9 protein-coding genes and 1 other RNA gene are annotated in these 12,809 nt (G+C 46.2%); all 10 read left to right on the top strand.

What is annotated here, in order from left to right; genetic code table 11:
* Window positions 1–53 precede the first annotated feature (53 nt).
* A complete protein-coding gene (locus MKZ16_RS00915; RefSeq protein WP_036687118.1) occupies window positions 54–1,106 on the top strand; it encodes a sugar-binding domain-containing protein in 1,053 nt (350 codons plus the stop codon).
* A gap of 113 nt (window positions 1,107–1,219) precedes the next feature.
* Window positions 1,220–2,230 (top strand): type I glyceraldehyde-3-phosphate dehydrogenase, encoded by a 1,011-nt coding sequence (gene gap, locus MKZ16_RS00920; RefSeq protein ID WP_036687120.1) that lies wholly within the window; start codon window positions 1,220–1,222, stop codon window positions 2,228–2,230.
* A 116-nt stretch (window positions 2,231–2,346) separates the two neighbouring features.
* Window positions 2,347–3,528 (top strand): phosphoglycerate kinase, encoded by a 1,182-nt coding sequence (locus tag MKZ16_RS00925; RefSeq protein WP_036687122.1) that lies wholly within the window; start codon window positions 2,347–2,349, stop codon window positions 3,526–3,528.
* Window positions 3,529–3,554: 26 nt separating this feature from the next.
* Window positions 3,555–4,307, top strand: a complete 753-nt coding sequence (gene tpiA, locus MKZ16_RS00930) for a triose-phosphate isomerase (RefSeq protein WP_036687124.1) — start codon at window positions 3,555–3,557, stop codon at window positions 4,305–4,307.
* Window position 4,308: 1 nt separating this feature from the next.
* Complete coding sequence (gpmI, locus tag MKZ16_RS00935) at window positions 4,309–5,853, top strand: 2,3-bisphosphoglycerate-independent phosphoglycerate mutase (protein WP_076101073.1); 1,545 nt, start codon at window positions 4,309–4,311, stop codon at window positions 5,851–5,853.
* Window positions 5,854–5,926: 73 nt separating this feature from the next.
* Entirely contained in the window at window positions 5,927–7,213 is a 1,287-nt protein-coding gene (eno, locus tag MKZ16_RS00940) for a phosphopyruvate hydratase (RefSeq protein WP_036687130.1), read from the top strand.
* Between the two features lie 231 nt (window positions 7,214–7,444).
* Window positions 7,445–7,678, top strand: coding sequence for a preprotein translocase subunit SecG (gene secG, locus MKZ16_RS00945; RefSeq protein ID WP_036687153.1), 234 nt, complete (start codon window positions 7,445–7,447; stop codon window positions 7,676–7,678).
* A gap of 354 nt (window positions 7,679–8,032) precedes the next feature.
* Complete coding sequence (rnr, locus tag MKZ16_RS00950; RefSeq protein WP_076105222.1) at window positions 8,033–10,900, top strand: ribonuclease R; 2,868 nt, start codon at window positions 8,033–8,035, stop codon at window positions 10,898–10,900.
* 753 nt (window positions 10,901–11,653) lie between these two features.
* Window positions 11,654–12,133, top strand: a complete 480-nt coding sequence (smpB, locus tag MKZ16_RS00955; RefSeq protein WP_036687155.1) for an SsrA-binding protein SmpB — start codon at window positions 11,654–11,656, stop codon at window positions 12,131–12,133.
* Window positions 12,134–12,334: 201 nt separating this feature from the next.
* Window positions 12,335–12,699, top strand: a transfer-messenger RNA (tmRNA) gene (gene ssrA, locus MKZ16_RS00960).
* Window positions 12,700–12,809 lie beyond the last annotated feature (110 nt).

The following is a 12,809-nucleotide window of genomic DNA, read 5'->3' on the forward strand; positions in this document are numbered from 1 at the left end:
TTTGAGACCATGAACAAGGGAATAGAGGAAGACGAAGTTGCAGGAGTGAAAGTATGCGTAATTTATTAGATATCCAAAAGCAGCTTCTGCCTGATCTCATGGAAACCCTTAAGAGACGGTACACGATTCTTCATCAGATCATGCTGTCCGATATTATTGGGCGCAGAACGCTAGCCGCTTCGCTAGATATGACTGAGCGGGTACTGCGTGCCGAGACGGATCTTCTGAAATCGCAAGGGCTTATTGAGATCGAGAGTGTTGGCATGCGCATTAGCGCTGCTGGACGTAGACTGCTTGATTTGCTAGAGCCGGTTGTTAAGAGCCTATTTGGTCTGGATGAGCTGGAAGAGAAAATTCGAGCAACGTATGGTCTGGATAAAGTTATTGTAGTACCGGGTGATTGTGAGTCATCGCCGTTCACCAAACGAGAGCTTGGCCGGGCGGGTGCGAAAGCGCTGCTGAGTATACTTCGCGCAGATGATACAGTTGCCGTCACAGGTGGATCGACGCTTGCCGATATGGCTGATCAACTGACACCGCCGTTGTCCCTTTCCTATAAGAACGCTTGGTTTGTTCCGGCGCGTGGAGGATTAGGAGAGAGTATGGAGATTCAAGCCAACACGATTGCCTCAACAATGGCAAAGCGGGTTGGAGCCAACTACCGGTTGTTGCATGTCCCTGATTTGCTTAGTGGGGATGCATACCAATCGCTGGCACTTGACTCTAATATTGGAGAGATTGTACAAACCATCCGCAGTTCGCGTATTATTGTACATGGGATTGGGGATGCCATTGAAATGACCCGCCGCCGCAAACTGGACGAGGCTACAGTCTCGGAAATCCAGGGTGAAGGGGCAGTGGCCGAATCTTTTGGCTATTATTTCAATGAAGAGGGTCAGGTTGTCCATACCATGCTTACGATGGGTCTACGTCTAGAAGATATTATTCGGACAGAGAAAGTCATCGGTATTGCAGGAGGCAAACCCAAGGCCAAAGCCATTCATGCCATGCTGCGTTTCGGGCAGGAGAATATTCTCGTCACGGACGAGGCTGCCGCAGTAGAAATAGGCAAGGAAATTGACAATCAACTACAGCTATCTTCGTAGTTTTTAGATTGCAGGCAATAACATACTTCTTGCATCATACTTAACATTGTTGTCATGACAGACCTCACCGTCTGTTTTGAATAAATAAAACGAATTCTAGGAGGAACTATTCAATGAGTGTAAAAGTTGGAATTAACGGTTTTGGACGTATTGGACGCCTTGCTTTCCGCCGTATTCAAAATGTAGAAGGTATCGAAGTGGTAGCAATCAACGATTTGACTGACGCTAAGATGCTTGCTCATTTGCTTAAATATGATACAACTCAAGGTAAATTCCAAGGTGATGTTGAAGTGCATGATGGCTTCTTCAAAGTCAATGGTAAAGAAGTTAAGGTTCTTGCTAACCGCAACCCTGAAGAATTGCCATGGGGCGACCTAGGCGTTGATATCGTACTTGAGTGCACAGGTTTCTTCACAACTAAAGAAGCAGCTGAAAAACACTTGAAAGGTGGAGCTAAGAAAGTAGTTATCTCCGCTCCAGCTACTGGCGACATGAAAACTGTCGTTTACAACGTTAACGATGACATTCTTGATGGTACTGAGACTGTTATTTCCGGCGCATCTTGCACAACTAACTGCCTAGCTCCAATGGCAAAAGTACTGAACGACAAGTTCGGTATCGTTGAAGGCTTGATGACTACAATTCATGCTTACACTGGCGACCAAAACACTTTGGATGCTCCACATGCTAAAGGTGACTTCAGACGCGCTCGTGCAGCAGCTGAGAACATCATTCCTAACACTACTGGTGCTGCTAAAGCAATCGGTCTGGTTATTCCAGAACTTAAAGGTAAATTGGATGGTGCAGCTCAACGTGTTCCAGTTGCAACTGGTTCCCTGACTGAGCTTGTAACTGTTCTTGATAAGAGCGTTACTGTTGAAGAAATCAACGCAGCAATGAAAGCAGCTTCCGATCCAGACACTTATGGTTACACTGAAGATGAAATCGTATCTTCTGACATCAAAGGTATGACTTTCGGATCCCTGTTCGATGCTACACAAACTAAAGTATTGACTGTTGGCGACAAACAACTGGTTAAAACTGTTGCTTGGTATGACAATGAAATGTCCTACACTGCACAATTGGTTCGTACTTTGGAGAAATTCGCTAAAATCGCTAAGTAATTGACTTGATATAAGCAACATCTATAGAGCGGAAACAGAAATTCCTTGTTTCCGCTCTTTCTAAATGTATTTCTTGTTTCCTGCTAGAAACAATTTTGGGTGTGGAGGAATTAATCATGAACAAAAAAAGCGTCCGTGATGTAGAAGTAAAGGGTAAGCGCGTATTTGTACGCGTGGATTTCAACGTACCTGTAGAAGACGGTAAAATTACTGATGATACTCGTATTCGCGAAACACTTCCAACCATTAAATATTTGATCGAGAACGGTGCAAAGATCATTCTTGCGAGTCATATGGGTCGTCCTAAAGGCGAATTCGTAGATTCCATGCGTTTGACTACTGCTGCTGAACGTCTGTCCGAGCTTCTTGGGAAACCAGTAGCTAAAGCTGACGAAGCAATTGGCGAAGCTGTAAAAGCAAAAATCGCTGAGCTAGGCGAAGGCGACGTACTTGTACTTGAGAATGTTCGCTTCTACCCAGGTGAAGAGAAAAACGATCCTGAACTGGCTAAACAATTCGCTGAACTGGCTGATTTGTTTGTTAATGATGCGTTTGGCGCGGCTCACCGTGCACATGCATCGACAGAAGGTATCGCTCATTTCCTGCCGGCTGTATCCGGTCTTTTGATGGAGAAAGAATTGTCCGTTCTTGGTAAAGCTCTTTCTAACCCAGAACGTCCTTTCACTGCGATCATCGGTGGTTCGAAAGTTAAAGACAAGATTGATGTTATTGATAACTTGTTGTCTTTGGCTGATAACGTCCTGATCGGCGGTGGATTGTCTTATACATTCACTAAAGCACAAGGCTTTGAAATCGGTAAATCACTAGTAGACAACGACAAACTTGACGTTGCTCTTGGATTCATCGAAAAAGCAAAAGCACTTGGTAAAAACTTCATGCTTCCTGTTGATGTTGTTGTTGCTGATAAATTTGGTGCTGACGCTAACACTAAGATCGTTGATTACAATGAAATCCCAGAAGGTTGGGAAGGACTTGATATCGGACCTAAGACTCGTGAACTTTATGCCGATATTATCAAGAACTCCAAGCTGGTTGTCTGGAATGGACCTATGGGCGTATTCGAAATCGATAAATTCGCTGAAGGTACACTTGCAGTAGCAAAAGCTTGTGCAACTACTGAAGGTTACACTGTTATTGGTGGCGGAGATTCCGCAGCAGCAGCAGAGAAATTCCACCTGGCTGATCAAATGGATCATATCTCCACTGGTGGCGGTGCATCCCTTGAGTTCATGGAAGGCAAGGCGCTTCCTGGCGTAGAAGCACTGAACGATAAGTAAGACCTAAGAAGGAGGCAACATAAGTCATGAGAACACCTATTATTGCAGGTAACTGGAAAATGTTCAAAACAGTTCCTGAAGCAGAAAGCTTTATTGCTGAAATTAAAGGCAAAGCAGAAGTAGAAGGCGTTGAGACTGTAATCTGCGCTCCATTTACTAACCTGCCTGCACTTGTAGCAGCTGCAAAAGGTACTAACATCAAGATTGGTGCACAAAACCTACACTTTGAAGATAACGGTGCTTACACAGGCGAGATCAGTGGTGTAATGCTAAGTGATCTTGGTGTGGACTATGTTATCATTGGCCACTCTGAGCGTCGTGCTTATTTTGGCGAAACGGATGAAATCGTGAATAAGAAAATGCATGCTGCATTCCGTCACGGAATTACTCCTATCGTATGTGTTGGCGAAAAGCTCGAAGAGCGTGAAGCTGATCAAACTAAAGCAGTATGTAAAGTACAAACTGAAGCTGCATTCCAAGGTCTTAGTGCCGAGCAAGCAGCAAAAGTTGTTATTGCATACGAACCTATCTGGGCTATTGGCACAGGTAAATCTTCCACTTCCCAAGATGCTAACGAAGTTATTGCTTACATCCGCAGTCTTGTAAAAGATCTGTATGATGCAGCAACAGCTGAAGCTGTTCGTATTCAATACGGCGGCAGCGTGAAGCCTGAGAATGTAACTGAGTACATGGGCCAAAGCGACATCGATGGTGCGCTTGTTGGCGGTGCCAGCTTACAACCGGATTCCTTCGTTCAATTGGTTGAGGGGGCGAAGTAAGATGTCAGCTCCAAAACCCGTAGCTTTGATCATCATGGATGGTTTTGGTTTGCGTGGAACGACAGAAGGTAATGCCGTTGCTCAAGCCAACAAACCTAACTATGACCGTTACCTGAAACAATATCCTAACACTACACTCACTGCTTGCGGTGAAGCTGTAGGCCTTCCGGAAGGGCAAATGGGCAACTCCGAAGTAGGGCATTTGAATATTGGTGCAGGCCGGATCGTTTATCAGGATTTGACTCGTATCGATAAATCGATCCGCGAGGGCGAGTTCTTCGATAACGAAACCCTGGTTAGTGCAGTGAGAAATGCTAAGAACACTGGCAAAAAGCTTCACCTATATGCGCTTGTATCCGACGGAGGGGTACATAGCCATATTAACCACCTGTTTGCTATGCTTGACCTGGCTAAAAAAGAAGATATGCATGAAGTGTATATCCATGCTTTTATGGACGGCCGTGACGTAGCTCCTGATAGTGGGAAGAAGTTTGTCCAAGATCTAGTAGCTAAAATCGAAGAGATTGGCGTGGGTACAATTGCAACGGTGTCCGGACGTTATTACGCAATGGATCGTGATAAACGTTGGGAACGTGTAGAGAAAGCCTACCGTGCTATGGTTTATGGTGAAGGTCCTAAATACACGGATGCTGTGCAAGCCATCACTTCATCTTATGAAAACTCGGTATTTGATGAATTCGTTGAACCTAGTGTAATTGTAGACAGTGAAGGCAAACCTGTAACGGCAGTAGAGAGCGGCGATTCCGTCGTGTTCCTCAACTTCCGTCCTGACCGTGCTATTCAATTGTCACAAGTGTTCACGAATCAAGATTTCCGCGGTTTCGACCGTGGTCCTTTGTTCCCGCAAAACCTGCACTTCGTATGCCTAACTACTTTCAGCGAAACGGTACAAGGTTATGTAGCCTACTCACCGAAGAACCTGGATAACACATTGGGTGAAGTGCTTGTTCAACAAAACAAGAAGCAACTGCGCATCGCGGAAACTGAAAAATATCCGCATGTAACCTTCTTCTTCAGCGGTGGACGTGACGAGGAGCTTCCTGGTGAAACCCGGATCTTAATCAACTCTCCTAAAGTGGCAACCTATGATCTTCAACCTGAGATGAGCGCATACGAAGTGGCTGCAGCCTGCGTAGCGGAAATCGAAGCGGAAAGACAGGATGCTATCATTCTTAACTTTGCCAATCCTGATATGGTTGGACACTCCGGCATGCTGGAACCAACAATCAAGGCTGTAGAAGTGACGGATGAGTGTGTGGGTAAAGTAGTGGATGCGGTTGTTGCCAAAGGTGGCGTTGCAATTATTATCGCTGACCATGGTAATGCAGATATGGTATTTGACGAGAACGGTCGCCCGTTCACAGCTCATACAACCAATCCTGTTCCGTTCATCGTGACTACTGAGAATGTTGTATTGCGTGAATCCGGTATTCTTGCAGACGTAGCACCAACAATCCTAGATTTGATGGGACTTCCTCAACCTGCGGAAATGACCGGACAATCCATGATTGCTAGCCGTAAGTAAGGTAAGGTATAACGCCTTTGATTTTAAGCTATACAAGTAAGACCAAAACAATGTTAAAAGGAGATTAACTTACATGACTATTATTTCTGATGTATATGCTCGCGAAGTCCTTGACTCCCGTGGTAACCCTACAGTAGAGGTTGACGTTTATCTGGAATCCGGTGCTAAAGGCCGCGCTATCGTTCCTTCCGGCGCTTCCACTGGTGCCCACGAAGCTGTAGAACTTCGTGATGGCGACAAATCCCGTTACATGGGTAAAGGCGTTCTGAAAGCTGTTGAGAACGTAAATGAAATCATCGCTCCAGAAGTTATCGGTATGGACGCTCTTGACCAAGTGGGCATCGACAAATTGATGATTACTTTGGACGGAACTCCTAACAAAGGTAAATTGGGCGCTAACGCAATCCTAGCTGTATCCATGGCAGTAGCTCGTGCAGCTGCAGCAGCTTTGGATATTCCTTTGTACGTATACCTGGGCGGATTCAACGCTAAAACTCTTCCAGTACCAATGATGAACATCATCAATGGTGGTGAGCATGCGGATAACAACATCGACGTTCAAGAGTTCATGGTTCTTCCTGTAGGAGCTCCAAGCTTCAAAGAAGCTCTTCGCACAGGTGCTGAAATCTTCCACAACTTGAAATCCGTACTTCAATCCAAAGGCCTGAACACAGCTGTTGGTGACGAAGGTGGTTTCGCACCGAACCTTGGTTCGAATGAAGAAGCAATCACTACAATCATCGAAGCTATTGAAAAAGCTGGTTACAAACCAGGTGTTGACGTATTCTTGGGTATGGACGTTGCTTCCACTGAGTTCTACAAAGACGGTAAATACACCCTTGCTGGCGAAGGTAAATCTTACACTTCCGCTGAGTATGTTGACCTTCTTGCTTCATGGGTTGAAAAATATCCTATCATCACAATCGAAGACGGTATGTCCGAAGACGACTGGGATGGCTGGAAATTGCTTACTGAAAAATTGGGCGACAAAGTCCAATTGGTTGGTGACGACTTGTTCGTAACTAACACTGAGCGTCTTGCAACAGGTATCGAAAAAGGTATCGGTAACTCCATCTTGGTTAAGGTTAACCAAATTGGTACATTGACTGAAACTTTTGATGCTATCGAAATGGCTAAACGTGCTGGTTACACAGCAGTTATCTCCCACCGTTCCGGTGAATCCGAAGATAGCACAATCGCTGACATCGCTGTTGCGACTAATGCTGGTCAAATCAAAACAGGTGCTCCTTCCCGTACAGACCGTGTTGCTAAATACAACCAATTGCTTCGCATCGAAGATGAGTTGGGTGAATTGGCTCAATACAACGGCCTGAAATCCTTCTACAACCTCAAAAGATAATCTGCTTTTATAGCAGACTTCTAAGACCCGCCGTTATGGCGGGTCTTTTTTATGATTTGAAGAAGATAGACTTCAATAGGTTTATCCTTATCTTGCAAGAAAAGCTACGACTTAACAGTCTAAGCTGTTGTATTACCGACAGCGCTATGATAAAATAAGAATACTGTTTATGTATCGTGATAACCTAAATTACCATAGATAGTGATGCTTAGGCGTAGGAGGTGGAAGTGAATGGATATCTTTTTGAAAGTTGTGCTCCTGATTTTTTCCGTCGGTCTTATTGCGGTCGTTCTTCTGCAAAAGGGGAAAAGCGCGGGTCTTTCCGGTGCCATCTCTGGCGGTGCTGAGCATCTCTTTGGTAAAACAAAAGCTCGTGGTATGGAGCTCGTACTACAACGTGTAACTGTTGGACTTGCTGCTGGTTTCTTTATCATGGCGATTCTAGCTGCAGTTCTAATCGACTAAAAGATCTACCGTAAGCCCTCGCTCTGTTCTAAATGGAATAGAGCGGAGGCTTTTTTGTTATATTAAAAGGAGTTAAAAAGCACCTAAGGGTGCTTTTCTTTTCATATTCGCAAAGAAAAAGGCTGGATCGATAGGAAGTAAACCTGAAGTCGGCATGGATGTATTTCAGCATTTAAAGGAAATTTTGTACTGTGTTAACCTTTGGATGACAGTAACAGGGATGCGCAGGATTGATTTCGTGTATACTAGGGTATGAAGTAGTAAAGGTAAAATTTACTTGGCATTACTGCAGGGCAGAACAAGATATACATATTTGCCAGCGGCTTGAAGCCGCGGAGGGCTGGGGTGACGAACATGATAACACAAGAAATATTACTCGATTTCATGCGGGAAACTGCATATAAACCAATGACTTATGAAGAGCTGGTGAGTCATTTTGCTCTAGAGGATAGCGAGGGGTTTAAAAAGTTCGAGGAACTGCTGATTGAATTAGAGCAGGATGGAAGAATTGTATTAACCCGTACTGCACGTTATGGCGTGCCAGAACGGATGGATTTGCTGCGTGGACGTTTACAAGCACATGCGAAGGGTTTTGCTTTTCTAATCCCGGATGATCGTGATCATCCTGACGTATATATCCATGCAAATGATCTTAAGGGAGCTATGAATGGCGATATCGTTCTGATTCGTATTACCTCTAAAAGTCCGTCCGGCGGACGTATGGAAGGCGAAGTAGTACGTATTGTAAAACGTGGCGTGTTGCAGACGGTAGGTGTATTTCAGAACCTGGAGACCTATGGTTTTGTGCTGCCTGATGATAAGCGGATTAATCGTGATATTTTTATTCCGAAGCAATCCTTTAAAGGTGCTGTTGATGGTCAAAAGGTCGTTGTGCGTATTGTGAGTTATCCGGAAGGCCGAGCAGCGGCAGAAGGTGAAATTATTGAGATTCTCGGACATAAGGATGATCCGGGTGTTGATATTCTTTCCATTATCCGCAAACATCAATTACCTGAGGCATTTCCAGCTGAAGTACTGGATGAAGCCGATAGCGCTCCTGATTCAATTACAGAAGAGGAGATTGCGGAGCAAGGAAGACGCGACCTGCGCGGACTGAACATTGTTACGATTGATGGCGAAGATGCTAAGGATTTGGATGATGCGGTAAACGTACAGCGCTTGGAGAATGGACATTACAAGTTGGGCGTCCATATAGCAGACGTAGGTTATTATGTGCGTGAAGGCTCTGAGCTGGATAAAGAAGCCTATGATCGCGGTTGTAGTGTGTATTTAGTAGACCGGGTTATTCCGATGCTGCCGCACCGTCTATCGAACGGGATTTGCAGCTTGAATCCACAGGTAGACCGGTTAACAATGTCCTGTGAAATGGAATTTAACGAGCAAATGAAGGTTGTGAAGCACGATGTCTTTACGAGCGTGATTCGCACCAAAGAGAGAATGACTTACTCCAATGTTCGTAAAATTCTCGAAGACGAAGATCCAGAGCTGCTGGAACGTTATAGTCCACTGATTGACGATTTCCGCCTCATGAAAGAATTGGCGATGAAGCTGCGCGATGCGCGGATGCGCCGGGGTGCGGTTGATTTTGATTTTGAAGAGAGCAAAATCATCGTGGATGAGAACGGCAAGGCTGTAGATATCGTGAAGCGTGAACGTTCTGTAGCGGAACAGATTATCGAGGAGTTTATGCTGGCGGCAAATGAAACAGTTGCTGAGCATTTCCACTGGTTGAAGGTTCCGTTCCTTTACCGGATTCACGAAGATCCAGACCCAGAGAAGCTGCAGAATTTCATGGCTTTTGCGGCCAACTTCGGATATCACGTGAAGGGCCGTGGCAATTCGGTTCATCCACGTGCTTTGCAGGATCTGTTGGAGCAAATCCAAGGCACAAAGGAACAAACGGTCATCAGTACGATGATGCTGCGTTCCATGAAGCAGGCAAAGTATGATGCAGAGAGCACGGGCCATTTCGGACTGGCTGCGGAATATTATTCTCACTTTACTTCTCCAATTCGCCGGTACCCCGATCTGGTCATTCACCGCGTAATGCGTGAAGTGATTGAGAATGGAGGGGCACTGACCCAGAAGCGGCATGATTATTTGTCTAGCCGGATGCCTGACATTGCTCAGCAGTCTTCGGAACGCGAGCGTGTGGCGGTAGAAGCTGAACGCGATACGGAGCAACTGAAGAAAGCAGAATACATGCAGGATAAAGTAGGCGAGGAATTCGAGGCTATGGTCAGCAGTGTGACCAGCTTCGGAATGTTCATCGAGCTGGATAATACCGTCGAAGGTCTTATTCGTCTCAGTGCAATGAGCGACGATTATTATCATTTCGACGAAGGTCATATGGCGCTCATTGGCGAGCGCACATCGCGTGTGTTCCGCATTGGTGACGAGGTGAAGATCCGAGTCGCGAAAGTAAATATGGATGACCACACGATCGATTTCGAGTTGGTCGACATGAAGCCACGCGCGCCTGGTGAGCACCGCGGCGGTGGCTTTGCGGGCGGCCGCGGAGGCAAGGGCGGCCGTTCGGGCGGCAGCTTCATTAAGCCGGCCGGGGGCAAAGGCGCCGCGGGCAAGGGACGCGGCGGTAAAGGCAAGCCCGGCGGCGCTGCTGCAGGCGCGGGCAAGGGCAAGCCGGGCGCAGGTGTGCGCGCCGGTGATGGGCCGCGCGAAGCGGCCGGTGTTGGCGCAGCGGGCGGACGCGGTAAGCGGAAGCGCGGGCGCGAGGCCGGCGAGGATGCGAGCCGGGTAGTTGCTGCGCCGGGCGCAGAGCGCGGAGGCGAAGCCGGCGGCAACACAGGCGCGCCGCGTGAGCGCAGCGGCGGGCGAGGCCGCGGCGGAGACACCGGCGGTGCCGGTGGTGGACGCGGCATCAGCTTCGGCTTTGGCTCCGGCAAAGGCGGATACGGCGCTCCTGCGTCCGACTCCTCCGGCGGCGAAGCGCGGGGCGTGGACGGCAGCACGAAGTTCCGCAGCCGCGAGGATCGCGGGGGTAACTTTGGCGGTGGAGAAGGCCGTAACGGCGCTCCTACAGGCAAAGGCCGCCGCAAAAAGAAAACCAAGGGCGGGGTGTTCATCGGCCAGTCCGTGACACCAGGCAACGTAGAGACATCTGAGCAAGTCACTTCTAAACGAAGTGATAATAATGGCGGCGCTCCAGAAGGAGCACCACGTAAGCGTAAAAAGAAATAAATGACGGTTATGCGCTGCATAACTCTATAACGATACTAAGCACCGTCCCTCTTGGGGCGGTGCTTTTTAACTAACTAATCATCAACATGGTTAATTGCATTATGTGCAGTTAAATTTGGGTTATGTAGTAAAAGTGGTAGCTAATTGCATTTTGTACATCTAAATCTGATCAGTTACCCATAATTGGTCCGATTTCGCTTTTTTAGCTGCAGAAAGTGCAACTAATTAGTTTTTTGGCGGTGATAAGGCTTAAATAGTTGCACGAAATACATTTATATAGAAAAACGTAGGTGATAGCAAGTGAATAGGTAGAGGATAGTATAGGATTGCACAGTATAGGTAAAAGCAGCACTATTTGAATAGGCGTCGAATAGATGTATATCCAAGAAGAGGGAAGCGGATAATTGAGAACAAATAGGTAATAAGTAAATAGGGTAGATGGATATAGATATGTGGAGATTAGTGGATAACTATCTGTTAATTAAGGCGCACAAGTAAAAGGGTAACTTCGCTATTTGCTGAAAAACTCCAGATCAACTCAGCTTAATGCTTTTTTGTAACAAATGCTAGATATTGGGTAATGTTACTGACAACTCTATGACAAATTAGGTGAAGTATATTTGGTTGAAGGTTCCTTGCGCTCACTTGATTCCATTTGTTACAATATAGATCAGACGTTCGATGGCTGTGTCGTTTAAGATTAGACAGACATGGTTACTTTAACTTATGAATATGATTCAAGGAGTGATTCTCATGGGTAAAAAAGCAGACGGGAAAGTACTTGCCCAGAACAAGAAAGCTTCCCATGATTATTTTATCGAGGATACTTATGAAGCTGGCTTGGTGCTGACGGGTACAGAGATCAAGTCGCTGCGTAATGGCCGCGCTAATATTGGAGATGCTTTTGCTACGATCCGCAATGGTGAGATTCAGATTCACAACATGCATATCAGCCCTTTTGAACAAGGTAATCGTGCCAATCCTACTGATCCCACACGCACACGTAAATTGTTAATGCATAAGGAGCAAATTCATAAACTGCTGGGCTTGTCCAAGCGAGATGGGTTTACGATTGTGCCACTTAAGATTTATGTGCGGAATGGCTATGCGAAGCTGCTGATTGGTCTTGGTAAAGGTAAAAAAGAGTATGACAAACGTGACTCGGCTGCCAAGCGAGATGCTCAACGTGATATCCAGCGTGTACTACGTGATAAGCAAAAGATCGCCAGATAATCTGGGAGAACTAGACGATTCAAATGAGTTCCAGTTTCAACCTTCAATTCCTTTAACCCACGTGTTAAAGTGTTGATAAATGTGCTATACTGAGTAAGTAAGTTAGTTATTGCTTCGTTACAGTTTTCTTGAATAAGAAGCTGTAGATTGGATCTCTCTTGCTTGGAAGATCCGCTTGATCCGAAGCGCCCTTTTTAATGAGGGGCCGTTCTTGGATTCGACGGGGGTAGTTCGAGCATGAGTAGCGAGTAGTGGGGACGCGTCCGCTTCATCAACGCTAAAGCCTATTAAACGGCAAACAACAAAACAACTACGCTTTCGCAGCCTAAGAAACTGTGTGCGTGCTTCTACTCTGCATCGCCCATGTGACAGGGATAGGGGCTAACAAATAGTGGGATACGCTGTCTCATCTCCGCCTGCGGTGAGCTGAAGAAGACAATCAGGCTGACCCAACGTATAGCCGGTTACGGGGCGATACTCGGGTGACATCAAAACTGTGACTACACTCGTAGAAGCTTATGTGCCGTTATCTTCGGACAGGGGTTCGACTCCCCTCGGCTCCATATGGAGTTTTAGAAAAAGCGACCTTTAGGGGTCGCTTTTTTGTATCCTCATAATTAAAGTTAGGCAATGCCTTTTAATGATTTCAGCCAATTCCTCAAATGTGTACTTGTGG

This window comes from Paenibacillus sp. FSL R5-0928 (assembly GCF_037970385.1).
GTDB lineage: Bacteria > Bacillota > Bacilli > Paenibacillales > Paenibacillaceae > Paenibacillus_AQ > Paenibacillus_AQ odorifer.